The following is a 24,826-nucleotide window of genomic DNA, read 5'->3' as shown; positions in this document are numbered from 1 at the left end:
CGGCCTGGGCCGGGGTTCGTCTTTACTCGTCGAGGAAGGAGCGCAGATGCTCGCTTCGCGTCGGGTGGCGCAGCTTGCGCAGCGCCTTGGCTTCGATCTGACGGATCCGCTCGCGTGTCACGTCGAACTGCTTGCCTACCTCTTCGAGGGTGTGGTCGGTGTTCATGTCGATGCCGAAACGCATGCGCAGCACCTTGGCTTCACGTGCGGTCAGGCCCGAGAGCACGTCACGGGTCGCTTCCTTGAGGCTTTCGACCGTGGCCACGTCGATCGGGGACTGCATGGTCGAGTCCTCGATGAAGTCGCCCAGGTGCGAATCTTCGTCGTCACCGATCGGGGTTTCCATGGAGATCGGCTCCTTGGCGATCTTCAGGACCTTGCGGATCTTGTCCTCAGGCATCTCCATGCGTTCGCCCAGCTCTTCCGGGGTCGGTTCGCGACCCATTTCCTGCAGCATTTGCCGGGAAATGCGGTTGAGCTTGTTGATCGTCTCGATCATGTGCACCGGGATACGGATGGTGCGCGCCTGGTCGGCGATCGAGCGGGTGATCGCCTGGCGGATCCACCAGGTCGCATAGGTCGAGAACTTGTAGCCGCGACGGTATTCGAACTTGTCCACCGCCTTCATCAGGCCGATGTTGCCTTCCTGAATCAGGTCGAGGAACTGCAGGCCGCGGTTGGTGTACTTCTTGGCGATCGAGATCACCAGACGCAGGTTCGCCTCGACCATTTCCTTCTTGGCGCGGCGGGCCTTGGCTTCGCCGATGGACATGCGACGGTTGATGTCCTTGATCTCGGCGACGGTCAGGCCGGTCTCGGTCTCGAGGTCGATCAGTTTTTGCTGGCAGGCGACGATGGCGGCGTCTTTCTCACCCAGGGCGGCGGCCCACTTGGTGTTGCGCTTGGCCAGGTCACCGGACCAGGTCTGGTCGGTCTCGTTGCTCGGGAACAGGCGCAGGAAGTCGGCGCGCGGCATGCGGGCATCACGCACGCACAGCTGCATGATGGCGCGTTCCTGCTGGCGCAGACGGTCCAGGGCGCTGCGTACACGCTCGACCAGTGCGTCGAACTGCTTCGGCACCAGCTTGATCGGCATGAACAGGTCGGCAAGGGCCTGCATGGCGCCGATGCTGTCCTTGTGGCTACGACCGTGCTTTTTCAGCACCTTGAGGGTGTCGATCAGCTGATCCTTGACCGCACCGAAACGCTGCGCGGCAACGACCGGATCCGGACCGCTTTCGGCCTCTTCCTCGTCATCGCCGTCGGCGTTTTCTTCGTCTTCTTCGTCTTCCTCTTCCTTCGCGGCAGCGGCCTTGGCACCTGGAATCGGCACTTCTTCGGTCGGCGCGGCGATGTTGTCATCAGGGTCGATGTAACCGCTGAGAACGTCAGACAGACGGCCACCTTCGCTGGTGACGCGATCATATTCGCCGAGGATGTAGTCGACGGTGCCCGGGAAGTGAGCAATGGCGCCCATGACTTCACGGATGCCTTCCTCGATACGCTTGGCGATTTCGATCTCGCCTTCGCGGGTCAGCAGTTCGACGGTACCCATCTCGCGCATGTACATGCGCACCGGGTCGGTCGTGCGGCCGATATCGGTCTCAACTGCCGCCAACGCGGCTGCGGCTTCTTCGGCTGCGGCTTCGTCGGTGTCGGCTTCCGCCAACAACAGGGCATCCGCATCCGGAGCACTCTCGAATACGTTGATCCCCATGTCGTTGATCATGCGGATGATGTCTTCCACCTGTTCCGGATCTGAAATATCCTCAGGCAGGTGGTCGTTGACCTCCGCGTAAGTCAGGTAGCCCTGCTCACGACCGCGGGTGATCAACTCTTTGATACGAGATTGCTGTTGCGCTTTTCCGGACATAACACCCTATCCACTGAAGGTCTTGGCGGGCAAAAAACAAGCCGAGGATTATACCCGAACCTGGACCTCACGCGCCAGATGAGGTCGGGTTTTGTGCTGGAACATTGCGTCTGAGCAGTTCGCGAAGCTTGGCGGTTTCTTCCCCGTCCAACTCGATTTGACGCGATTTTCTGATCAAATGTTCCAAGATGCGCTCGCGCTGGCGAGCTGACAAACTAGTTATAGTGTCGAAAAACTGTTGTTCAAGGTTGTCGGCATCGATCAACCATTCCTTTTCCGCCAGGGCGCGCAGCAGGCGGCCCTGCTCGGTGCCGTGCCAGCGTGCGATCAGCTGCATTGAGCTTAGCTTAGGATTTTTCTGCGCGGCCTCGATCAGCGCCACCAGCAGCTGGCTGTACATCTGCTCTTCGTCGGCGAAGTGGCTGGCGTCCTCGACCTTGCCGGCCAGCAGCGGGTGGTGCAGCAAGGTGCGCAGGGCCGAGAGTGTCGGCGGTTCGACCGGCGCTGGCACCCGTGGCGGGGCTTCGCCGCGCTGGCCGTCGCGCTGCCAGGGCTTGCCGCCTTTCTTGTCCCATGGCTTGCCGTCCCACTGTTTCTTGCTACCGCCTTTGTTTGGCGTCCAGGGACGTTGCTCCTGCTGCTGCGGCGTATAGTCGGGCGGGTAGTGCATGTCGCCATGGTCAGGCGTGTAGCTGGCCATGGCGTCGTAATCGTAGCCGGGGTCGTAGTCCGGCACGCTTGGCGTTGGCGCGCTCTGCGCCAGCTGCTCCATCTGCTGCGGGTCAAGCCCGGTGATGTCCTTCAGGCGGTTGCGCATCAATTGGCGCAGGTTGGCGCCCGGCACTTTCTCGATCAGCGGCGCGGCCAGTGTGACCATGTGCGCCTTGCCTTCCAGCGAGCGCGGGTCGGCTTCGTTGCTCAACTGCTCGAAGAAGTAGTCGGCCAAAGGCTGGGCGTGCTGGTTGATGCGGGCCTGGAAGGCGTCGGTGCCTTCGGCGCGCACCAGGCTGTCCGGATCTTCACCCTCGGGCAGGAACAGGAAGCGCGCGCGGCGGCCGTCTTGCAGGCTCGACAGGGTCGCCTCCAGGGCGCGCCAGGCGGCCTTGCGGCCGGCCTGGTCGCCGTCGAAGCAGAACAGCACGCTGGGCACCACGCGGAACAGGCGCTTGAGGTGCTCCTCGCTGGTGGAGGTGCCGAGGGTGGCCACCGCGTTGCGCAGGCCTTGTTGGGCCAGGGCGATGACGTCCATGTAGCCCTCGACCACGATGATCTCGTCGAGGTTGCGGTTGTGCTTGCGCGCCTCGTACAGGCCATACAGCTCCTGGCCCTTGTGGAATACCGGGGTTTCCGGGGAGTTCAGGTACTTGGGCTTGTCGTCGCCCAGTACCCGGCCGCCGAAGGCGATGACCCGGCCACGGCTGTCGCGGATCGGGAACATCACCCGATCACGGAAACGGTCGTAGCGCTTGCCGCTCTCGGCGTTCTCGATCAACAGGCCTGCGTCGATCATCACCTTTTGCTGCAACGCGTCGGCGCCCAGGTGCTTGAGCAGGTTGTCCCAGCCCGGCGGGGCGAAGCCCAGGCCAAAGTCGCGGGCGATCTCGCCGGACAGGCCGCGGCCCTTGAGGTAGTCCACCGCTGCCTTGCGAGTGGCATGGCCGCGCAGGGCCTGGCGATAGAACTCGCTGGCTGCTTCCAGCAGCGGGTACAGCGGTGAATCGGTTGGCTGGCGCGGCTTCTGTCCGCGGCGGCCCTCTTCCCGGGGTACCTCCATGCCGGCCGCGCGGGCCAGCTCCTCGACCGCCTGGGGGAAGTCCAGGTTGTCGTGGTCCATGATGAAGCCCAGCGCGTTGCCGCCGGCGCCGCAGCCGAAGCAGTAGTAGAACTGCTTGTCGGGGCTGACGGTGAAGGAGGGGCTCTTTTCCTTGTGGAACGGGCAGCAGGCGGACAGGTTCTTGCCGGTCTTCTTCAGCTGGACGCGCGAACTCACCACATCGACGATGTCGGTGCGGTTGAGAAGGTCATCGATGAAGCTCTGGGGAATCAGCCCGGCCATGGCAGTCTCGTCATCTGGCAACTGGCAAGTCTAAACGCTTGTGCGCGGGTTTGGCGTGGGGTATCTCGCAGGAAGAGGAGTGTGCTCGTCACCAGCCCATGAAGGGCTCGTCAGAAAGGACGTGCACGCCTGGTCGAGGACCAGTTCTGACGCGTTGATGCGGGTTGCCCATGGCTTTTGCCGGGGCGCCCAAGGCGCATGGCCAAGGGTTTGAAGCGACCGCTGCCATCAGCCCGGCACGAGGCCGGGCATGGCAGAAGCTTTGCGTAGAACGGCTGTACTTAGTACAGACGAACGGCGCGGCGCTGTTCGCGCTGAACCTTCTTGGCGTGACGCTTTACAGCGGCAGCGGCTTTGCGCTTGCGCTCGGCGGTCGGCTTCTCGTAAAACTCGCGGCTACGAACTTCAGCCAGTACACCGGCTTTTTCGCAGGAGCGCTTGAAACGACGCAGAGCTACGTCGAAGGGTTCGTTCTCTTTAACTTTGACGGCTGGCATCCAGGGCTACCTTAATTCATTACCGGGGTAGACGTGCTCCTGGCAAAACATAAGGTGTGCTGGAGAACGTCGGTTTTCAAGGGTTGCGGATGTTAACCCTTAGCTGGCCGGAATGCAAAGCCTCTGATCGAAAACCGCTGGTCGGCACCGGACACGGGGACTATCATGCGCGCCTTCGAATTCAGCCTCAACAAGGCACGGACCCATGCTAGTACTGGGATTGGAAACATCCTGCGACGAAACTGGCGTCGCATTATACGACAGCGAGCGCGGCCTGCTGGCCGACGCGCTGTTCAGCCAGATCGACCTGCACCGCGTCTATGGCGGCGTGGTGCCCGAGCTCGCCTCGCGCGACCACGTCAAGCGCATGCTGCCGCTGATTCGCCAGGTGCTGCAGGAAGCCGACTGCGTCGCCACCGAGATCGACGCCATCGCCTACACCGCAGGTCCCGGCCTGGTCGGCGCGCTGCTGGTGGGCGCCTCCTGCGCCCAGGCGCTGGCCTTTGCCTGGGATATTCCGGCGATCGGTGTGCACCATATGGAAGGCCACCTGCTGGCGCCGATGCTCGAGGAGCAGCCGCCGGAATTTCCGTTCGTCGCTTTGTTGGTGTCCGGTGGCCACACCCAGCTGGTGCGCGTCGATGGCATCGGCCAGTACGAGCTGTTGGGCGAGAGCCTGGACGACGCCGCTGGCGAAGCCTTCGACAAGACCGCCAAGCTGATCGGCCTCAATTATCCGGGCGGCCCCGAGATCGCCCGCCTGGCCGAGCAAGGCACGCCCGGGCGCTTCGTGTTCCCGCGGCCGATGTGCGATCGGCCGGGCCTGCAGTTCAGCTTCAGCGGCCTCAAGACCTTCGCCCTGAACACCTGGCAGCAATGCCGCGACGCCGGGGACGACAACGAGCAAACCCGTTGCGACGTGTCGCTGGCGTTCCAGCAGGCGGTGGTGGAGACTCTGACCATCAAGTGCAAGCGTGCGCTCAAGCAGACTGGCCTCAAACGCCTGGTCATCGCCGGTGGCGTGAGCGCCAACAAGGCCTTGCGCGTTTCGCTGGAAGAAATGCTGGCCAGCATCAAGGGCAACGTCTATTACGCCCGTCCACGGTTCTGTACCGACAACGGCGCGATGATCGCCTATGCCGGTTGCCAGCGCCTGTTGGCCGGGCAGCGGCAGGACCTGGCCATCAGCGTGCAGGCGCGCTGGCCGATGGAGCAGTTGCCGGCGGTGTGAAAGGTGCCGGCTTGTGCGGGCGTCTCAGAAATGGCGCTCGCGCCCGGCGAACAGGTCGCGCAGGTTGCTGCGGTGGCGCCAGACGATCAGGATCGTCAGTACCGTCATCGGCAGCAGCGCTTCGGGTTCGCGCCAGGCCAGCAGCGGCAGCGTCAATGGCGTGGCGATCAACGCCGCCAGCGAGCTGGTGCGGGTGAGGTAGAAGGTCAGCAGCCAGGCGCCGATGGCCAGCAGCGCGGCGGGAAAGTACAACGCCATGAGCATGCCGGCGGCAGTGGCCACGCCCTTGCCGCCCTGGAAACGGAAGTACACCGGGAACAGATGGCCGAGCACCGCGCAGATGCCGACCCAGGCCTGCTCCTGCTGGTCGAGCCCGGCCAGGCGGGCCAGCAGTACTGGCAACATGCCCTTGCACAGGTCGCCGAGCAGCGTCAGGATCGCCAGTTTGCGGCCGGCCAGGCGTAGCATGTTGGTCGCGCCGGCATTGCCCGAGCCGCTGGAGCGCGGGTCGGGGCTGCCGCTGAGGCGGCTCAGGACGATGGCGAAGGACAGAGAGCCGAGCAGGTAGGCAAGCAGCGCCAGTGACCAAAACATGCTAACTATTCCGGGCGAGGACGCCCTGATTCTAACGGCGCCCGTCGCCCTTGTCGTGCTGTGGAGAGAAGTGCTTGGACAGAGTGTTCATCGAAGGCCTGGAAGTCGATACCGTCATCGGTGCCTATGACTGGGAGCGGGATATTCGCCAATGCCTGCGCCTTGACCTGAGTTTCGCCTGGGACAACCGCCCGGCGGCGGCCGGTGACGACCTGTCGCTGGCCCTGGACTACGCCAGTGTCTCGGCGCGCGTCCAGGCCTTCGCCGAGCAGGCGCGCTTCGAACTGGTGGAGACCTTTGCCGAGCGTCTGGTGGCCGTACTGATGGAAGAGTTCAAGATCCCGTGGGTGCGGCTGAAACTGACCAAACCGGGTGCGGTGCCTGCGGCCCGGGGCGGCGTTGGCGTGGAGATCGAGCGCGGATGTCTCTGAGTACCGTATATCTCGGGCTGGGTAGCAACATCGACCGCGAGCGGCACCTGTGCGCCGGGCTCGATGCCCTGGCTGCGATACTCATCGACATGCGTTGCTCGCCGGCGTTCGAAAGCCAGGCAGTGGGTATCAAGAGCGGGCCATTCATCAACTTCGTGGTGACCGGCAAGACCGACCTGCCGCTGCTGGAGCTGGACCGCCGGCTGAAGTTCATCGAAGCGGAAAATGGCCGCTACGCACCCGACCGCAAGGGCCTTCCGCTGGATATCGACGTGCTGCTGTACGACGATCTGCATGGCACCTTCAACGGCTTGGTGCTGCCGCGGGCGGAGATCCTGAAGAACGCGTTCGTGCTGTGGCCCTTGTCTTTGCTGGCGCCCCAACGGGTGCACCCTGGGGTCGGCAAGCCCATGGCGCAGTTGTGGGAAGAGGCGAGCATCGATCAGGTACTGGCGCCGGTGCCGTTCGAGTGGCGTGGGCTGCAGCTCACGCAGGTCTGAGCCGCACTTGCGATCGCGGAGCAAGCCCTCTTCCACCAATCGGACTTGCTCCCTGCGATGGGCTCACTGCTGCGTGTAGGCCTTCAGCGCCTCAAGCCTTTGCGCCTTCAGCGCCTCCCCCAAGGCTTGGCCGGTCAGCCCCTGTTGCACAAGCGGCTTCACATCCACGGCCCGAGCCGCCGCAGCTGCATCGCGCAGATACCTGCCTTGTGGATAACTCGAGTCCACTGCCGCCATTTCACACGCGGCAATGAAGTCGTCGAAACGCTGCGGCCGACGATACACATCAAACTTCTGCAGCATTTCCAGCAGGCTTGTCGGCTCAAGTGCCAGAGCTTGATCGGCCTGTTCGGCGAACTCCCCCACCAGTATCGCCAGTTCCTGGCATTCGCGTGGGACCTTGAAGCGCTGGTTGAGTGCTTTGATCGCCGTTGATTCCAATCCGCGCAGCAGGCAAGCCCAACGCACAGGCAGGGATTGCTGGTGCCTGGCCGCCTGGTGCAGTGCAGTCAGTGTATCGGTGCCGTGCTCCAGCTCTGGCATCAGCTCTTTCAGTGCGCCGCAACTGCGCAGCACCTCGACGAACACCTGTGGCTCGTTTTCCATCAATGCCCGTTCGATCTCCTTCCAGCTGCGTTCGGCAGTAAGCGCCTGCAGTTCGCCCGACTCGGCGATCTGCCGCATGAGGGCAAGGGTTTCGTCGGCCACCTCGAAACCCAGAGGTGCATAGCGCGTCGCAAAGCGCGCAACACGCAACACTCGCAGTGGATCTTCTGCGAATGCCGGGGAAACATGGCGAAGGATTCGGTTATCCAGGTCTGCCTTGCCGTGGTAGGGGTCGTACAGCTGGCCGTGTTCGTCCTCGGCCATGGCGTTGATGGTCAGGTCGCGGCGAATCAGGTCTTCTTCGAGGGTGACGTCGGGGCTTGCGTGGAAGGTGAAACCGCCATAACCGCGCCCGCTCTTGCGCTCGGTGCGGGCCAGGGCGTACTCCTCACCGGACCTGGGGTGAAGAAAAACCGGAAAATCCGCGCCCACCGGGCGGTAGCCCAGGGCCTGCATCTGTTCGACGCTGGCGCCAACCACCAGCCAGTCGACGTCGCTGACCGGACGGCCGAGCAGGCGGTCACGCACAGCGCCGCCAACCTTGTAGATCTGCATGTGAAACCTCCATTTCTGCCGACAGGATACCCTGTCGGCAGAAATGGAGGTGTGTGATGGCTAGAGGTGGTGTACCACGGCCAGGTCCATGCGTCCGTAGTCGCCGGCATCGCTGTGCTCGCTGCGCGGTGGCATGTGGTGGGTCTTCATCACCTGATCGCCCTGCACGGTCTCCAGGTGAATGTCGAAGCCCCACAGGCGGTGCAGGTGCTTGAGCACCTCCTCGGTGGAGTCGCCCAGGGGTTTGCGGTTGTGCTGCTGGTGGCGCAAGGTCAGCGAGCGGTCGCCACGCCGGTCGATGCTCCAGATCTGCACGTTGGGCTCGCGGTTGCCCAGGTTGTACTGCGCGGCCAGCTGCTCGCGGATGGTGCGGTAGCCGTCCTCGTCATGGATCGCCGGCACCAGCAGGTCGTCGCGCTGGTCGTCGTCGAGGATGCTGAACAGCTTGAGGTCACGCATCACCTTGGGTGACAGGTACTGCAGGATGAAGCTCTCATCCTTGAAGCTGCTCATGGCGAACTTGATCGTCGACAGCCAGTCGCTGCCGGCGATGTCCGGGAACCAGCGGCGATCCTCCTCGGTAGGGTGCTCGCACATGCGGCGGATGTCGGTGTACATGGCAAAGCCCAGAGCATAGGGGTTGATACCGCTGTAATACGGGCTGTCGAAGCCTGGCTGGAACACCACGCTGGTGTGCGACTGCAGAAACTCCATCATGAAGCCTTCGGTGATCAGCCCCTCGTCGTAGAGGTCGTTCATCAGGGTGTAGTGCCAGAAGGTCGCCCAGCCTTCGTTCATCACCTGGGTTTGGCGCTGCGGGTAGAAATACTGGGCGATCTTGCGCACGATGCGCACCACTTCGCGCTGCCAGGGCTCCAGCAGCGGGGCGTGCTTCTCGATGAAGTAGAGGATGTTCTCCTGGGGTTCTGCCGGGAAGCGCGCGTCGTCTTTCTCGCCGCCCTTTTCGGCGCCCTTGGGGATGGTGCGCCAGAGGTCGTTGATCTGCCGTTGCAGGTGCTCTTCGCGCTCCTTCTGCCGGCGGCGTTCTTCCTCGGCGGAAATGGGGTAGGGGCGCTTGTAGCGGTCCACGCCGTAGTTCATCAGGGCATGGCAGGAGTCGATCAGGTCCTCGACGGCATCGATGCCGTGGCGCTCCTCGCATTGGGCGATGTACTGCTTGGCGAACACCAGGTAATCGATGATCGAGCTGGCGTCGGTCCAGGTGCGGAACAGGTAGTTGCCCTTGAAGAAGCTGTTGTGGCCGTAGCAGGCGTGGGCGATCACCAGTGCCTGCATGCACATGGTGTTCTCTTCCATCAGGTAGGCGATGCACGGATCGGAGTTGATCACGATCTCGTAGGCCAGGCCCATCTGGCCACGGCTGTAGGACTTCTCGGTACTGAGGAACTGCTTGCCGTAGGACCAGTGGTGATAGCCCAGCGGCATGCCCACCGAGGCGTAGGCGTCCATCATCTGCTCGGCGGTGATCACTTCGATCTGGTTGGGGTAGGTGTCCAGGGCGTAGCGGGCGGCCAGGCGACTGATCTCGCGGTCGTAGGTCTGGATCAGCTCGAACGTCCATTCGGAACCGGTGGAAATGGGCTGGCGTCTCTGCTCTCTGGCGGTCATGTGGCTAACCTGCGCTGGAAGAGTTCACGGAAGACCGGGTAGATGTCGCCGGCCGATACCAACTGCTGCTGGGCGAAGGTGTCGGGGAACGCCTCGCCGATGCGCTCGTATTCGTACCACAGCGCCTGGTGTTCGCGTGGGGTGATCTCGACATAAGTGTAGTACTGCACGTGCTGCATGATCTGATTGGCGAGAATGTCGCGGCAGATCGGCGAGTCGTCGTTCCAGTTGTCGCCGTCCGAGGCCTGGGCGGCGTAGATATTCCAGTCACTGGCCGGGTAACGCTCGGCCATGATTTCCTGCATCAGCTTGAGCGCGCTGGAGACGATGGTGCCGCCGGTCTCGCGGGAATAGAAGAACTCTTCCTCGTCCACTTCGCGGGCGCTGGTGTGATGGCGGATGAACACGACCTCGATGCGGTCGTAGTTCCGCTTGAGGAACAGGTACAGCAGGATGAAGAAGCGCTTGGCGATGTCCTTGGTGGCCTGGGTCATGGAGCCGGACACGTCCATCAGGCAGAACATCACCGCCTTGGAGCTGGGGTTGGGCTGCTTGACCAGCAGGTTGTACTTCAGGTCGAAGGTGTCGAGAAACGGCAGGCGGTTGATGCGCGCCTTTAGGCGTTCGATCTCGCTCTCGGTGTCCTGGATGTCGGTGAAGTTGTCCGGTTCCTCGACCTTGAGCCGCTCCAGTTCCTTTTGCGCCTCGCGCAACAGGGCACGGCTGCTGCCGGTCAGGGCGATGCGCCGGGCGTGGGCAGAGCGCAGGGTGCGCACGATGTTGATGCGCGACGGGTTGCCCTCGTTGGCAATGCCTGCGCGCACGGTCTTGAAGGTGTCGGCCCCGGTCAGGTGGCGCTTGACCAGGTTGGGCAGCTCCAGGTCCTCGAACATGAATTCGAGGAATTCTTCCTGGGTGATCTGGAACACGAAGTCGTCCATGCCCTCGCCGGAGTTGCCCGCCTTGCCGCGGCCACCGCCACCGCCGCCACCTTGTGGCCGGGCGATGTGTTCGCCGGCGGTGAATTCCTTGTTGCCGGGATGGACGATGGTCTGCTTGCCGCCGCGACCGTGGTGCAGCACGGGTTCATCGATGTCGCGACCCGGGATGCTGATCTGTTCGCCATGCTCCATGTCCATGATGGAGCGGCGACTCACGGCCTCTTCGACGGCCTTCTTGATGTGTTCACGGTAACGCCGCAGGAAGCGCTGGCGGTTGACCGTGCTCTTGTTCTTGCCGTTCAGGCGTCGGTCGATTACGTAGCTCATGGTCCCTCCGGTAGCTGGGAACAGCTGCACGCTTCAAGCTACGAGCTGCACGTAAAAGCAGCCGCCGCCGCCCGGGCTGGCAAGGCCAGCCTCGGACGCACGGCGTGTAGCGTGTCGCTTTATTGCGATTTCCTGACCCGCAGGTACCATTCCGACAGCAGTCGAACCTGCTTGTCGGTGTAGCCACGCTCCACCATCCGGGTGACGAAGTCGTTGTGCTTCTGTTGATCCTCCTTGCTGGCCTTGGCGTTGAAGCTGATGACCGGCAGCAGGTCCTCTGTGTTGGAGAACATCTTCTTCTCGATCACCACCCGCAGCTTCTCGTAGCTGAGCCAGCTGGGGTTCTTGCCGTTGTTGTTGGCCCGGGCGCGCAGCACGAAGTTGACGATCTCGTTGCGGAAGTCCTTCGGATTGCTGATGCCAGCTGGCTTCTCGATCTTCTCCAGCTCCTCGTTGAGGGCGATGCGGTTGAGGATCTCGCCGGTTTCCGGGTCGCGGTATTCCTGGTCCTGGATCCAGAAGTCGGCGTACAGCACATAGCGGTCGAAGATGTTCTGGCCGTATTCGCTGTAGGACTCCAGGTAGGCGGTCTGGATCTCCTTGCCGATGAACTCGATGTAGCGCGGCGCCAGGTATTCCTTCAGGTAGCGCAGGTAGCGCTCGCGCACCTCGGCCGGGAACTGTTCCTGCTCGATCTGCTGCTCCAGCACATACAGCAGGTGCACCGGGTTGGCCGCCACCTCGTGAGGGTCGAAGTTGAACACCTTGGAGAGGATCTTGAAGGCGAAGCGGGTCGACAGGCCGTTCATGCCCTCGTCGACGCCCGCGGCGTCGCGGTACTCCTGGATCGACTTGGCTTTCGGGTCGGTGTCCTTGAGGTTCTCGCCGTCGTACACGCGCATCTTCGAGTAGATGTTGGAGTTCTCGGGCTCTTTCAGGCGCGAGAGCACGGTGAACTGGGCCAGCATCTTCAAAGTGTCAGGCGCGCAATGGGCCTTGGCCAGGGAGCTGTTGACCAGCAGCTTGTCGTAGATCTTGATCTCGTCACTGACGCGCAGGCAGTACGGCACCTTGACGATGTAGATCCGGTCGATGAAGGCCTCGTTGTTCTTGTTGTTGCGGAAGGTATGCCACTCCGATTCGTTGGAGTGGGCCAGCAGGATCCCGGAGTAGGGGATCGCGCCCAACCCCTCGGTGCTGTTGTAGTTGCCTTCCTGGGTCGCGGTGAGCAACGGGTGCAGGACCTTGATCGGCGCCTTGAACATCTCGACGAATTCCATCAGGCCCTGGTTGGCCCGGCACAGCGCGCCCGAGTAGCTGTAGGCGTCGGCGTCGTTCTGCGGGAATTCCTCGAGCTTGCGGATATCCACCTTGCCCACCAGGGCCGAAATGTCCTGGTTGTTCTCGTCGCCCGGCTCGGTCTTGGCGATGGCGATCTGGTTGAGGATGGACGGGTAGAGCTTGACCACCCTGAACTTGCTGATGTCGCCGCCGAATTCCTGCAGGCGCTTGGTGGCCCAGGGCGACATGATGGTGTTGAGGTAGCGGCGCGAGATGCCGTATTCCTCTTCGAGGATCTGGCCGTCCTCGGCGGCGTTGAACAGGCCCAGGGGCGATTCGAACACCGGCGAGCCCTTGATGGCGTAGAACGGCACCTTCTCCATCAGTTGCTTGAGTTTCTCGGCCAGCGACGATTTACCGCCGCCCACCGGACCCAGCAGGTAGAGGATCTGTTTCTTCTCTTCCAGGCCTTGGGCGGCGTGGCGGAAGTAGGAGACGATCTGGTCGATGCACTCTTCCATGCCATGGAAGTCGGCAAAGGCCGGATAACGACGGATCACCTTGTTGGAGAAGATCCGCGACAGCCTGGAGTTGCTTGAGGTGTCGATCAGCTCTGGTTCGCCGATGGCCAGCAACAGCCGCTCGGCCGCCGAGGCATAGGCACTGCGATCCTCTTTGCACAGCTCGAGGTACTCCTGCAGCGAAAGTTCTTCCTGGCGGGTGGACTCGAAACGTTGTTGGAAGTGGCTAAAAATGCTCATGACGTCACCTCGCTCGATACGTGGAGACGACGCCGGATCAGTCAGCTGATGCTGGCATGCAACCGGGCTCGCCGATTGCTGTATACCCCCCAGAACACCTTGGAACGCTACCGATGACCCGCACGCCGGTGTACCGGCTCTCCCCTTTTTTGGATGGCCTGGGCTTAAGGATAGTTGGTTATACGCAAGGTCAAGGGCAGGGAGCCGAGAAGACGCCTGCGACCGTTCGTCAGGTCGGTCGCAAGCCCGCGCCGAGCGCGGGCTGGAGGAAAAATGAAAAAATTATTCGGCGCTGCCCTGGGCGGTTTCCGCCGGGTAGGTGTTGCGCCACAGCTCGAAGCCACCATCGATGCTGTAGACGTTGGAGAAGCCCTGGCCGACCAGGTAGGCGGCGGCGCTCTGGCTGGAATTGCCGTGGTAGCAGACAACCAGTGTAGGCGCGTCCAGGTCGGCGTTGCGGATGAAATCGGCAACCGAGTGATTATCCAGATGAGTGGCGCCGGCGATGTGCCCGGCGGCAAAGGCCTGCGGGTCGCGAATGTCGACCACGACCGCGCCTTGCGCACGCAATTCGAGGGCTTGCTCGGGGGTAATGCGCTTGAATTCGCTCATGGGTGCGGTTCCTTCAGGGATGTTCATTGAGTGGCGCCGGCGGGCGTGGGGTGCCCTCGCGGGTGCAGTCGCAGCGGTGGAGTTCACCACTGTCGACATTGTACAGGGTCATCGCGCCGCCCCAGACGCAGCCGGTGTCCAGGGCGATCACGCCGGGCACGTCGACACGGCCTTCGAGGGCGGCCCAGTGGCCGAAGAGGATCCTCACATGGCGCGAGCGACGGTCCGGGTGGGCAAACCACGGCTTGTAGCCCTTGGGGGCGCTGTCGGCGCCCTCCTTGGTCTTGAGGTCGAGCTTGCCGGCGGCGGTGCAGAAGCGCATGCGGGTGAAGTAGTTGGTGATCACCCGCAGGCGTTCGACGCCGGCCAGGTCCTTGCTCCACTTGTTCGGCTCGTTGCCGTACATGCCGTCCAGGTACAGCTTCAGGCGGCTGTCGTCGCGCAGCACTTCCTCGACCTCGGCCGCCAGCTCCAGCGCTTTGCCCAGGGTCCATTGCGGCGGGATGCCAGCATGGACCATGGCGATGCCACGGACTTCGTCGTAGTGCAGCAGCTTCTGTTGGCGCAGCCAGTCCAAGAGCTGGTCGGCGTCCGGGGCTTCGATGATCTCGCGCAGGGTGTCGCTTTTCTTCAGCCGCTCGACGTTGTGCCCGGCCGCCAGCAGGTGCAGGTCGTGATTGCCCAGCACGCAGACCAGCGCCTGGCGGATCGAATAGAGGTAGCGCAGGGTCTCGAGGGACTCGGGGCCGCGGTTGACCAGGTCGCCCACCAGCCAAAGACGGTCGACCGCCGGGTTGAAGTGCACGCGTTCGAGCAGGCACTTGAGCGGTTGTAGGCAGCCTTGCAGGTCGCCGACGGCATAGGTGGCCATCAGTGCAGGGCCCCAGGCACGGCAAGGCGGAATGGGGCAATTGTGGCGTCGAAGCGCTTGCCGTCTTCGGCGAACATCTGGTAGCTGCCCTGCATGGTGCCGACGCGGGTGCTGATGACCGCGCCGCTGCTGTAGGTGTGGCTTTGGCCGGGCTCGATCAGCGGCTGCTGGCCAATCACGCCGGCGCCACGCACTTCCTCGACTTCGCCGTCACCGTTGGTGATCAGCCAGTGGCGGGACATCAGCTTGGCGGTGACCGTGCCGTTGTTCTGTACGGTGATGGTGTAGGCGAAGGCGAAACGGCTGCTTTCGGGGTCGGATTGTTCTTTGAGGTAGCGGGTCACGACGCTGACGTCGATCTGATAGCGGGGGTCGGACATGCAAGGGCCTTGGGCGAACTGACGCAATAACGCAGTCTAGGCCATTGGCGGGGGTGGAGGCCAGTTATCACTGACCACGGGGCAAGCCCGCTCCCACGCAGAGAGCGGGCGCGTGGTCAGCCCTGCTGTTCGGCCAGCTTGTCGGCCAGGCGCACGAAGGCGGCCAGGTCCAGCTGTTCGGGGCGCAGGCTGCCGTCGACGCCGGCGGCTTCGATGGCCGCGCTGTCGAGCAGGCCTTTCAGGGTGTTGCGCAGGGTCTTGCGGCGCTGGTTGAACGCCTCGCGTACTACCTGTTCCAGCAGCCGTGCATCCTTGGCCGGGTGTGGCAGCACTGCGTGCGGCACCAGGCGGACGATGGCCGAGTCCACTTTCGGCGGCGGGTTGAAGGCGCCAGGGCCAACGTTGAACAGGTGCTCGACCCGGCAGTGGTACTGCACCATGATCGACAAACGGCCCCAGTCACCGCCACCCGGGCCTGCAGCCATGCGCTCGACCACTTCCTTTTGCAGCATGAAGTGCATGTCGCGGATCAGCCCGGCATGGCTGAGCAGGTGGAAGATCAGCGGGGTGGAGATGTTGTAGGGCAGGTTGCCGACCACCTTGAGGCTGCGCTCAGGCACGCCCAGCTGGTTGAAGTCGAACTTCAGGGCATCGCCCTGGTGCAGGCGGAAGTTGTCGCGCCCGGCGAACTTGTGTTGCAGGATCGGCACCAGGTCTTTGTCCAGCTCCACCACGTCCAGCTGTGCGCCGCTACCCAGCAGGCCCTCGGTCAGGGCGCCCTGGCCGGGGCCGATCTCCAGCAGGTGTTCGCCGGCCTTGGCGTTGATCGCCCGCAGGATGCGATCGATGATTCCGGCGTCGTGCAGGAAGTTCTGGCCGAAGCGCTTGCGCGCCCGGTGTTGATAGTGCTCGGTCATGGTCGGTTCTCGGCCATCTGGTAGGCGGTTTCCAATGCGACGCGCAGGCTGCCGGTGTCGATCCGGCCGGTGCCGGCCAGGTCCAGGGCGGTGCCGTGGTCGACCGAGGTGCGGATGATCGGCAGGCCCAGCGTCACGTTGACCGCGGCGCCAAAGCCCTTGTACTTGAGTACGGGCAGGCCTTGGTCGTGGTACATCGCCAGCACCGCGTCGCAGTGCTCCAGATATTTGGGGGTAAACAGGGTATCGGCCGGCAGCGGACCGTGCAGGTCCATGCCTTCGGCGCGCAGGCGCTGCAGCACCGGCTCGATGATGTCGATTTCTTCGCGGCCCAGGTGGCCGCCTTCTCCGGCATGCGGATTGAGCCCGCAGACCAGGATGCGTGGGTTGGCGATGCCGAACTTGTCGCGCATGTCCGCATGCAGGATGCGGGTGACGCGCTCCAGACGTTCGCCGGTGATGGCGTCGGCGATATCGCGCAGGGGCAGGTGGGTGGTCACCAGGGCCACGCGTAGTCCTCGGGTGGCCAGCATCATCACCACTTGCGCGGTGTGGGTGAGGTCGGCGAGGAATTCGGTGTGCCCGGAGAAGGCGATCCCGCTCTCGTTGATCACACCCTTGTGCACGGGGGCGGTGATCATCCCGGCGAACTGCCCGTCGAGGCAGCCCTGGCCGGCCCGGGTCAGTGTCTCCAGGACGAACGCGGCGTTGGCCTTGTCCAGCTGCCCGGCCAGCACCGGGTTGGCCAGTGGCGTGTCCCAGACGTACAGGCTGCCGGCGGGGGCTGGCAGGCTGGGGAAACTGTCGGGGGTGACGGGTAGCAGGCTGACGGCCAGCCCCAGCTGCGCGGCCCGCTCGGCGAGCAGGTCACGGCTGGTGATGGCGATCAGGGGGTGGGGCTGGGCCTCGGCGGCGAGCAGCAGGCACAGGTCGGGACCTATGCCGGCCGGCTCGCCGGGCGTGACGGCGAAGCGCTGGGGCTTCACTGGGCGGCCTGGTCAGCGCCAGGCAGCTTGATTTCAACGTAGGCTTCGTCGCGGATCTGGCGCAGCCAGTTCTGCAGCTCTTCGTCGTACTTGCGGTTGCGCAGGACGTTCATAGCCTGCTGCTCGCGCGCCTGCTCGGTGCTGTCGGTGGCGCGGCGGCCCAGCACTTCCAGCACATGCCAGCCGTATTGGGTCTTGAACGGCTTGGTCACCACGCCTTGCTGGGCGTTGGCCATCTGCTCGCGGAACTCCGGCACCAGGCTGTTCGGGTCGACCCAGTTGAGGTCGCCGCCGTTGAGCGCGGAGCCCGGGTCTTCCGAGAAGCTCTTCGCCAGTTCGGCGAAGTCTTCACCGTTCTGGATCCGGTCGTACAGGCGCTCGGCCAATTGCTCGGTGGCGGCTTCGCTGCGGATCTCGCTCGGCTTGATCAGGATGTGGCGCACATGCACTTCGTCGCGCAGGATGCTCTCGCTGCCGCCACGCTTCTCCTCGAGTTTGAGGATGATGAAGCCGTTGGGGATGCGGATCGGCTGGGTAATGTCACCAATGGCCATGCTGCTGAGCATCTTGGCAAAGTCAGGTGGCAGCTGGCCGGCCTTGCGCCAGCCCATCTCGCCGCCTTCCAGGGCGTTCTCGCTGGCGGAGCGCTCAATGGCCATCTGACCGAAGTCCTTGCCCTGCCGGAGTTGCTGGTAGACATCGCCGACCTGGCGGGCGGCGGCCTGGATGGCTTCCGAGTTGGCGCCTTCCGGGGTCGGGATAAGGATGTTGGCCAGGCGGTACTCTTCCGACATCTGCATCTTGCCCAGGTCCGAGTTGAGGAAGTTCTTCACTTCCTGCTCGGACACCTGGATACGCTCGGCCACGCGACGTTGACGTACGCGGCTGATGACCATCTCGCGCTTGATCTGCTCGCGGGCATCGTCGTACGACAGGCCATCGTGGGCCAGGGCGGCGCGGAACTGCTCCAGCGACATGCCATTGCGCTGGGCAATGGTGGCGACGGCCTGGTTCAGTTCTTCGTCGGTAATGCGGATGCCCGAGCGCTCGCCGATCTGCAGTTGCAGGTTTTCGACGATCAGGCGCTCCAGTACCTGCTGCTGCAGGGCGGCGGCAGGCGGCACGCCACCACCGCGCTTGGCGATGGTCTGCTGCACTTCGCGCACGCGCTGGTCCAGCTGGCTCTGCATGACCACGTCGTTGTCGACGGTGGCCACGATGCGGTCGATGGGCTGTACCGCGGCATGCACCGCGCCACTCAGCATTGCGGCGCCCAGCATCAGCGGGCGCAGACGATCAATAAGCTTGCTCTTCACGTGTACGGTAACCTTGAATGCCTTTGTCCAGGAACGTTTCGACCTTGTTGCCGACTACACCGCCGAGGCCCTTGAGCACGATCTGCAGGAAGATGCCGTGGTCGCCTTTCTCGTTTTCAGGCGTGGCCTGACTGAAGTCGTCTTCATCAACCCAGTAGCGTTTGATCAACCTGATCTTCCAGCAGCAGCTGTCATACTCGAGGCCACCCATGGCTTCCAATGTCCGGTTGCGGTTGTAGTCGTGCTGCCAACGGCTGATAACACTCCATTGCGGCACCAGCGGCCAGATAACCGAGAAGTCGTGCTGCTGGATCTTGTAATAGTCCTTGATGTAATTCGGGCTACCAGGCGTACCGTAGTCACCACCGCCGACTTTCCAGGTACCCGTGATCGAGTCGTAGGTAATCAGGTCGTTACGGTAGCGATAGCCGAGGTTGACGATCTTGTTCGGATTGTCTTCAGGCTGGTAGTGGAACATCGCGCTGCCCGAGCGGGTGCTACGAGTATCGGGATCCCAGTTGAAGTCTGAGTTGAATCTCCAGTCGCGATTGAATGCATACTCGTATTCAAGCGCGTACGGCGATACGTCCGATTTGCTGTCGACACGTGTGCGCGGGTCGATGCCGGGCAGTTGTACCTTGCGGTCCCTGAAGTAGAACGCCTGGCCGATGCTGAAGCGCTGGCGCTGGAAACCGTTTTCTTCGATCCAGCGGTTGGTCACACCCAGCGAGAGCTTGTTCTCGTCACCGATACGATCAGTACCGCTGAAACGGTTGTCACGGAACAGCGAGGCATAGTTGAAGGTGTTTTCGCTGCTGTCGAAGATCGGAATGTCCGCTTGGTCCTTGTAGGGGACATAGAGATAGAACAGGCGAGGCTCAAGTGTTTGGCGATACTTCGTACCGAACAGTTGAGTATTGCGGTCGAAATACAGGCCACTGTCGACGCTGAATACCGGAATGTCACGGTTTTGACTGCTCTTGTAATCTCCGAACAGGCGGCGAGTTTCAGCGCCGGAAGCGGCAACATCGGTTTTTCCTTTGCTGTCGAGGTCCAGGTCATACTGGGTATAGACATACTTCAACTTCGGGGTGAAGAAACCGTAGCTGGCTTCCATCGGCAGGCTGATGGCCGGCGCTAAATTCAGTCGAGTGCCGTTTGCACGGGCAATACCAAAGACGTTTTGGTCGAGACGACGACCGAGGCCACCGCCGCTGTTGTCAGGAAGACCATCTTTGTTGAGCACGAAGTCGTCTTTCAGGTCTCTATCAAATCGTACGGCTTCGGTTTGATAGGTGAAGTCGAGTCCTGCCGGATGATACGGCAACATTCCGTTGATGTTGATTTGCGGCAGCCGATCATATGGCGTGATCTGCGAGATGGTGGCCATCTCGTAGGCATGCATATTCAGCCGGGCGTTGTAGTTGTCGCCGCGGTAGGTAAGCGTTCCACGCTGATTCACCACATCCCGCTTCTCTACACCGATCTGGTCGGACTCCAGGTCCTGGAAGTAGAACGGGTCACTGATGTCGGTGTAGTCCACCTCGGCCAACAGGCGATCATCCAGGCCACCCTTGTGCTGCCAGTTGACCATCCAGCGTTCTTTCTTATAGTCCGTCTGCAGTTTGCGATCATCATCCTGGTCGCTCAGGTAGGCGCCGCCGAACTGACCTTCGCTGGACTTGGTCAGGTAGCGGAACTCGCCTTCCATCAGCATGCCGCGCTTGGCCATGTAGCGCGGGTACAACGTGGCGTCGTAGTTAGGCGCCAAGTTGAAGTAGTACGGGGTGACCAGCATGAAGCCGGTGTCGCTGCTGGAGCTGAACGATGGCGGCAGGAAGCCGGACTGGCGACGGTCGTCGATCGGGAAGTAGATGTACGGCGTGTAGAACACCGGGAAATCCTTGACCCGCAGCGTCACGTTGGTCGCGGTGCCGAAGCCGGTGGCCGGGTTCAGGGTGATGTTGTTGCCCTTGAGCTGCCACGCGTTACTGCCCGGCTCACAGGTGGTATAGGTACCGTCCTTGAGGCGGATGATGGCGTTCTCGGCGCGCTTGGCGTACAGCGCGTTGCCGCGGATGTGCGACTTGTGCATCACGTATTCGGCGTTGTCGACCCGGGCTTCGCCGGTGTCGAGCTGGATCTGCGCCTCGTCACCGACCACCAGCGAGCCGTTGTCGCGGATCTTGACGTTGCCCTTGAGCTCGCCCCGGTTCTCGGCCTGATACAGGTTGGCCTCATCGGCCTCGGCCTGCATGCTGCCCTGGCGCATGACCACGTCACCGGCGAGGGTGGCGATCTGCTGCTCCTGCTGGTACTTGGAGACCTTGGCGTTGATGTAGGTGGGCGACTCGTCCTTGGGCGTGGAGTCGTTCATGCCCGGGCGGGTCGGCTCGATGTAGGCGCCGCCGCAGTACGGGCCGGTCTCGGCCAGCTGCGCAGCGGTGAGCTTCTCGCGCGGGACCCAGTCCAGGTGGCTGTAGTCTTCGCTACGCGACTTCAGGCCGCGGCCCTTGGCCTCGGTGACCAGCATCGGCTTCTCGGCCTCGGTCGCGGCGACTTCGCCAGGCGCTTCGGCGCCCGAGCTGGCAGCGGCTGCGCCCGGATGAACCGGGCGCGGAGGCAGGTTGGCGGCGGTCTTGGGCTTGCAGTCCCAGCCACCGGCGGCGGACACTTGGCAGTCGAACTGCTCGGCCGCCACCACGTACGACGTGGCCAGGGGTTGCAGGGCCAGCAGACCGCCAGTCACCAACAACGGAAACTTCCTACGAAACGCGGGGGATTTCAATGCCATCTTATTAGTCCGGGCTTCCTGCGTGCCATCTGCCCGCGTGTGGGGGCCGCACGCCTCTCGATGGTCTGAAAAAGATGCTGGATAATAAAGCATGACCCGCTTGACGGCTAGGGCCGTCGGAGAACCCTCGTAATGCCCGATCACGATGTACGCCTGCAACAACTGACCGCCTGGCTCGCCGGGCAACTGGAGAGCCTGTTCCGTAGCAACGCCTGGGGCGAAGTGCCCTCCGGCAGCCTGACCGCCGCCAGCAGCGATGCGAGTTTCCGCCGTTATTTCCGCTGGGAGGGCGCCGGCCACAGCTTCGTGATCATGGATGCGCCGCCGCCGCAGGAGAACTGCCGCCCGTTCGTCGATATCGACCACCTGCTGGCTACGGCGGGCGTGAACGTGCCGGTCATTCATGCACAGGACCTGGAACGTGGCTTCCTGCTGCTGGGCGATCTGGGCCGCCAGACATACCTGGACATCATTGATTCGGACAACGCCGACGCACTGTTCGCCGATGCCATCGATGCGCTGCTGGCGTTCCAGCGCCTGCCGATGGACGCGCCACTGCCCAGCTACGATGTTGCCCTGCTGCGCCGCGAGGTGGAACTGTTCCCCGAGTGGTACGTGGGCCGTGAGCTCGGCCTGACCTTCAGCGAAGCGCAGCAGGCCACCTGGCAACGGGTCAGCCAGGTGCTGATCGACAGCGCCCTGGCCCAGCCAAAGGTGCTGGTGCACCGCGACTACATGCCGCGCAACCTGATGCACAGCGCCCCCAACCCGGGCGTGCTGGATTTCCAGGATGCCGTCTACGGCCCGGTGACCTACGACATCACCTGCCTGTTCAAGGATGCCTTCCTCAGCTGGCCGCAGCCGCGCGTGGAGGGCTGGCTGCGTGGCTATTGGGAAAAGGCCCGCGCCGCCGGTATCCCGGTGCAGTCCGAGTTTGAAGCATTCCACCGCGCCAGCGACCTGATGGGCGTGCAGCGCCACCTCAAGGTCATCGGTATCTTTGCCCGTATCTGCCACCGTGACGGCAAGCCGCGCTATCTCACCGACGTGCCACGCTTCTTCGCCTATATAGATGAAGTGATCGCTCGTCGCCCCGAACTGGCCGAGCTGGGGCAACTGATTGCCGAGCTCAAGGGCGAGGCGCGTTCATGAAGGCAATGATCCTGGCGGCAGGCAAGGGCGAGCGCATGCGCCCGCTGACCCTGCATACGCCCAAGCCGCTGGTGCCCGCCGCCGGCAAGCCGCTGATCGAGTATCACCTCGAGGCGCTGGCCCGCGCCGGTATTCGTGAAGTGGTCATCAACCATGCCTGGCTCGGCCAGCAGATCGAGGACCATCTGGGCGATGGCAGCCGCTTCGGCCTGCGCATTCGCTACTCGGCGGAGGGCGAGCCACTGGAAACCGGTGGCGGGATCTTCAAGGCGTTGCCCCTGCTGGGGGATGCGCCGTTCCTGTTGGTCAACGGTGATGTCTGGACCGACTACGACTTCACTGGCCTGAATGCTCCCCTGCAAGGGCTGGCACACCTGGTACTGGTGGACAATCCCGGTCATCACGGACGTGGCGACTTCCGCCTGGCGGATGGCCAGGTGAGCGATGGTGACGACGCCCCGGGAACGCTGACCTTCAGCGGTATCTCGGTGCTGGACCCGGTGCTGTTCGAAGGCTGCCAGCCCGGCGCGTTCAAGCTGGCCCCGTTGCTGCGCAAGGCCATGGCCGACGGTCGAGTGAGTGGTGAGCACTACCGTGGCCACTGGATCGATGTCGGCACCCTCGAGCGCCTGGCTGATGTCGAGCGCCTGATCGGCGAGCGTGCCTGACATGTGGTGGCCGAGCACAGTGATTGGTGCCGGTGCCGGTTTCGCCGTGGCCAGCATTCCGGGTGCGTTGCTGGGGGCGTTGCTGGGACAGGCCATGGATCGGCGTCTGCGACTGCAGGGCTGGGAGGATGTGCGCGAGCGTCTGGGCGGTCGCCCGGCGCTGCGTGACGAGGAGCTGCTGTTCGTCCTGCTCGGGCGCCTGGCCAAGAGCGATGGCCGGGTGGTCGAGGGGCATATCCAGCAGGCGCGTCAGGAAATGTCGCGTCTGGACCTGGCAGAGCCTGCGCGGATGCGGGCGATTGCCGCGTTCAACCGCGGCAAGTCGGGCAAGGGGCGGCTGGGGCACTACCTGCGCCGGATCAAGCTGCAGCCTCATGGCCCCGAGGGTACCTTGCGTGCCTGCTGGCGGATGGTCTGGGCCGATGGCAAGGCAGGTCGCCAGGAGCGTGACCTGTTGCTGGGCTGGGGGCAGCAGTTGGGCCTCAGTCGCAACCAGGTGCAGGCCATGTCGCTGGAATATGAACCGCGCAAATCGGCGATCGAAGGCGGTGCCATGACCTATGCGGCGGCATTGAGGCTGCTGGGGGTGGAGCCGGACACCGAGGCGGACAAGGTCAAGCAGGCCTATCGACGTTTGCTCAGCCGGCATCACCCGGACAAGTTGGTGGGCAGCGGTGCCAGTGAGGCCAAGGTGCGCGAGGCGACCGAGCATACCCGCGAGTTGCATCAGGCCTATGCCATGATTCGCAAGCGGCGCGGGCTTTAGGTTTGCCATCGTGGGGCAGGCCCGCTCCCAGATTGTTGGAGTTGGCTTGTCCCTCGATACGCCTCACTCTTCCTTGGGCTTCAGCCAGCCGCGCACCCGGCGCAACAATTGCTCCTGCTCGGCGGCCTTGTTGCCCGGAACGACCATCAGCGACAGCTGCCGGTACTGGCTGTTTTTCTCGCGCTTGCTGGCTTGCAGGCGCTGTTGGGCGGCCAGGCGATCCTGGGTTCGGGTTGTGTAGTACAGATCCGCCGTCGGCACCTTCAAAGTCGGCGTCACGCTCAGCAGGTCGTGCTCCACCCTTGCCGGCGTCTGTGCGGCGACCATCACCAGCTTCTGTACCTGGGGCGGCTGTTTCTCGCTGAGGTAGCGTGCGGCCCAGTACGCGCCACTGCCGTTGCCCAGCAGCACGATGCTGCGCGCTTTCTGCTGCTGGGCATAGGCCACGGCGGCGTCGAGGCGTGCGAAGATGCGTTGGGCATCCTCCTCGCTGGTGTGCTCGTCGGCCTCGACCGCGTCGGTGCTGTCGGCCGCGTCCGCCTCGGGCGCAGTGGCCTGGGCGACATTGGCGTTGGCATCGGCTGGCGTGTCCTTGGCCGGGGCCGACTCGCCTTCTTCCTTTTTCGGTGCGATCACCGGCTTGGCTTCGACACGGGCCTGCGGGCGTTCTGCCAGCAGGTCGGGCAGGCTCACGCTCAGGGTGCTCCATCCGACATCGGGGAAGCCACGGCGCAGCGGGCCGACGGTGGTTGGCCAGTCGGCGCTTTCGCCGGCACCGGGCACAATGATCAGCGCGCCTTGCGGATCGCTGTCGTTGGCCGGCTTCCACAGCGCCAAGAAGTTCTCGCCATTGGCCTGCAAGGTCTGTTGCTCGGCCTTGGGCACCTGGCGCTCCAGGGCCAGGGCATCGTCCTGGCTACGTTCGAGCAGCGGTGGACGGGGAGCAGGGGGGGCCGCTTCTGTGGCGGCCTGCGGTGCTTCGGCGTCGGCGGCCTGAACGCCGAGCGGCAGGAGCGAAGCCAGGCAGAACATTGCCAGCGTCGTGCGATAAAGTGTGAACATCGATCAATCCAAGGCCAGAA

The 24,826-nt window shown here is 63.4% G+C and carries 22 protein-coding genes; 6 read left to right on the top strand and 16 right to left on the bottom strand.

Features of this window, described 5'->3' with window-relative positions:
- Positions 1 to 22: 22 nt before the first annotated feature.
- From rpoD to rpsU, 3 genes are all read right to left on the bottom strand, one after another.
- Complete coding sequence (rpoD, locus tag K5H97_RS27175) at positions 23 to 1,873, bottom strand: RNA polymerase sigma factor RpoD (protein WP_028689045.1); 1,851 nt, start codon at positions 1,871 to 1,873, stop codon at positions 23 to 25.
- Between the two features lie 67 nt (positions 1,874 to 1,940).
- Positions 1,941 to 3,929 carry a DNA primase gene (gene dnaG, locus K5H97_RS27170; protein WP_028689044.1) on the bottom strand — a complete coding sequence of 663 codons (1,989 nt, stop codon included), beginning with the start codon at positions 3,927 to 3,929 and terminating at the stop codon, positions 1,941 to 1,943.
- Positions 3,930 to 4,210: 281 nt separating this feature from the next.
- Positions 4,211 to 4,426 (bottom strand): 30S ribosomal protein S21, encoded by a 216-nt coding sequence (gene rpsU, locus K5H97_RS27165; protein WP_003255575.1) that lies wholly within the window; start codon positions 4,424 to 4,426, stop codon positions 4,211 to 4,213.
- 205 nt (positions 4,427 to 4,631) lie between these two features.
- Here rpsU and tsaD point away from each other — a divergent pair, with 205 nt between their 5' ends.
- Positions 4,632 to 5,657 (top strand): tRNA (adenosine(37)-N6)-threonylcarbamoyltransferase complex transferase subunit TsaD, encoded by a 1,026-nt coding sequence (tsaD, locus tag K5H97_RS27160; RefSeq protein ID WP_028689043.1) that lies wholly within the window; start codon positions 4,632 to 4,634, stop codon positions 5,655 to 5,657.
- Positions 5,658 to 5,681: 24 nt separating this feature from the next.
- Here the strand turns inward: tsaD and plsY are convergent, their stop codons facing one another.
- The gene (plsY, locus tag K5H97_RS27155) at positions 5,682 to 6,251 is read right to left on the bottom strand and encodes a glycerol-3-phosphate 1-O-acyltransferase PlsY (RefSeq protein WP_028689042.1); all 570 of its coding nucleotides are present in this window, start codon (positions 6,249 to 6,251) and stop codon (positions 5,682 to 5,684) included.
- Between the two features lie 74 nt (positions 6,252 to 6,325).
- Here plsY and folB point away from each other — a divergent pair, with 74 nt between their 5' ends.
- Both folB and folK read left to right on the top strand, forming a co-directional pair.
- Positions 6,326 to 6,682, top strand: coding sequence for a dihydroneopterin aldolase (folB, locus tag K5H97_RS27150; protein WP_028689041.1), 357 nt, complete (start codon positions 6,326 to 6,328; stop codon positions 6,680 to 6,682).
- Positions 6,673 to 7,182: a 2-amino-4-hydroxy-6-hydroxymethyldihydropteridine diphosphokinase gene (folK, locus tag K5H97_RS27145; RefSeq protein ID WP_028689040.1), complete on the top strand. Its 510-nt coding sequence runs from the start codon at positions 6,673 to 6,675 to the stop codon at positions 7,180 to 7,182. The genes folB and folK overlap by 10 nt, the downstream gene beginning before the upstream one ends.
- A gap of 63 nt (positions 7,183 to 7,245) precedes the next feature.
- On the opposite strand, the gene K5H97_RS27140 is transcribed toward folK, so the two are convergent.
- From K5H97_RS27140 to K5H97_RS27090, 11 genes are all read right to left on the bottom strand, one after another.
- Positions 7,246 to 8,343, bottom strand: coding sequence for a hypothetical protein (locus K5H97_RS27140; RefSeq protein ID WP_028689039.1), 1,098 nt, complete (start codon positions 8,341 to 8,343; stop codon positions 7,246 to 7,248).
- Between the two features lie 60 nt (positions 8,344 to 8,403).
- On the bottom strand, positions 8,404 to 9,972 hold the full coding sequence (locus K5H97_RS27135) for a SpoVR family protein (RefSeq protein WP_028689038.1): 1,569 nt from the start codon (positions 9,970 to 9,972) through the stop codon (positions 8,404 to 8,406).
- Positions 9,969 to 11,240 (bottom strand): YeaH/YhbH family protein, encoded by a 1,272-nt coding sequence (locus tag K5H97_RS27130; RefSeq protein WP_028689037.1) that lies wholly within the window; start codon positions 11,238 to 11,240, stop codon positions 9,969 to 9,971. The genes K5H97_RS27135 and K5H97_RS27130 overlap by 4 nt, the downstream gene beginning before the upstream one ends.
- 119 nt (positions 11,241 to 11,359) lie before the next feature.
- Positions 11,360 to 13,282 carry a PrkA family serine protein kinase gene (locus K5H97_RS27125; RefSeq protein WP_028689036.1) on the bottom strand — a complete coding sequence of 641 codons (1,923 nt, stop codon included), beginning with the start codon at positions 13,280 to 13,282 and terminating at the stop codon, positions 11,360 to 11,362.
- A 282-nt stretch (positions 13,283 to 13,564) separates the two neighbouring features.
- Complete coding sequence (glpE, locus tag K5H97_RS27120; RefSeq protein ID WP_028689035.1) at positions 13,565 to 13,894, bottom strand: thiosulfate sulfurtransferase GlpE; 330 nt, start codon at positions 13,892 to 13,894, stop codon at positions 13,565 to 13,567.
- A 13-nt stretch (positions 13,895 to 13,907) separates the two neighbouring features.
- Positions 13,908 to 14,765, bottom strand: coding sequence for a symmetrical bis(5'-nucleosyl)-tetraphosphatase (locus tag K5H97_RS27115; protein ID WP_028689034.1), 858 nt, complete (start codon positions 14,763 to 14,765; stop codon positions 13,908 to 13,910).
- Complete coding sequence (apaG, locus tag K5H97_RS27110) at positions 14,765 to 15,145, bottom strand: Co2+/Mg2+ efflux protein ApaG (protein ID WP_028689033.1); 381 nt, start codon at positions 15,143 to 15,145, stop codon at positions 14,765 to 14,767. The genes K5H97_RS27115 and apaG overlap by 1 nt, the downstream gene beginning before the upstream one ends.
- Positions 15,146 to 15,261: 116 nt before the next feature.
- Positions 15,262 to 16,062 (bottom strand): 16S rRNA (adenine(1518)-N(6)/adenine(1519)-N(6))-dimethyltransferase RsmA, encoded by an 801-nt coding sequence (rsmA, locus tag K5H97_RS27105; protein ID WP_028689032.1) that lies wholly within the window; start codon positions 16,060 to 16,062, stop codon positions 15,262 to 15,264.
- Complete coding sequence (pdxA, locus tag K5H97_RS27100) at positions 16,059 to 17,048, bottom strand: 4-hydroxythreonine-4-phosphate dehydrogenase PdxA (RefSeq protein ID WP_028689031.1); 990 nt, start codon at positions 17,046 to 17,048, stop codon at positions 16,059 to 16,061. The genes rsmA and pdxA overlap by 4 nt, the downstream gene beginning before the upstream one ends.
- The gene (locus K5H97_RS27095; protein ID WP_028689030.1) at positions 17,045 to 18,364 is read right to left on the bottom strand and encodes a peptidylprolyl isomerase; all 1,320 of its coding nucleotides are present in this window, start codon (positions 18,362 to 18,364) and stop codon (positions 17,045 to 17,047) included. Before K5H97_RS27095 ends, pdxA begins: the two co-directional genes overlap by 4 nt.
- Entirely contained in the window at positions 18,345 to 21,158 is a 2,814-nt protein-coding gene (locus K5H97_RS27090; protein ID WP_028689029.1) for an LPS-assembly protein LptD, read from the bottom strand. Before K5H97_RS27090 ends, K5H97_RS27095 begins: the two co-directional genes overlap by 20 nt.
- 132 nt (positions 21,159 to 21,290) lie before the next feature.
- Between K5H97_RS27090 and K5H97_RS27085 the strand changes: the two genes are divergently transcribed.
- The 3 genes from K5H97_RS27085 to K5H97_RS27075 are packed head-to-tail and all read left to right on the top strand — an operon-like array spanning position 21,291 to position 23,744.
- On the top strand, positions 21,291 to 22,310 hold the full coding sequence (locus tag K5H97_RS27085) for an aminoglycoside phosphotransferase family protein (protein ID WP_028689028.1): 1,020 nt from the start codon (positions 21,291 to 21,293) through the stop codon (positions 22,308 to 22,310).
- Positions 22,307 to 22,978, top strand: coding sequence for an N-acetylmuramate alpha-1-phosphate uridylyltransferase MurU (gene murU, locus K5H97_RS27080; RefSeq protein ID WP_028689027.1), 672 nt, complete (start codon positions 22,307 to 22,309; stop codon positions 22,976 to 22,978). The genes K5H97_RS27085 and murU overlap by 4 nt, the downstream gene beginning before the upstream one ends.
- A gap of 1 nt (position 22,979) precedes the next feature.
- On the top strand, positions 22,980 to 23,744 hold the full coding sequence (locus K5H97_RS27075; protein WP_028689026.1) for a TerB family tellurite resistance protein: 765 nt from the start codon (positions 22,980 to 22,982) through the stop codon (positions 23,742 to 23,744).
- Between the two features lie 63 nt (positions 23,745 to 23,807).
- On the opposite strand, the gene K5H97_RS27070 is transcribed toward K5H97_RS27075, so the two are convergent.
- Positions 23,808 to 24,806, bottom strand: a complete 999-nt coding sequence (locus tag K5H97_RS27070; protein WP_028689025.1) for an alpha/beta hydrolase family protein — start codon at positions 24,804 to 24,806, stop codon at positions 23,808 to 23,810.
- Positions 24,807 to 24,826 lie beyond the last annotated feature (20 nt).

The sequence above is a fragment of the Pseudomonas mosselii genome, from assembly GCF_019823065.1.
Lineage (GTDB): Bacteria > Pseudomonadota > Gammaproteobacteria > Pseudomonadales > Pseudomonadaceae > Aquipseudomonas > Aquipseudomonas mosselii.
The sequence above is the reverse complement of the archived record's forward strand: the minus strand, read 5'-3'. Positions and strand labels throughout refer to the sequence as shown.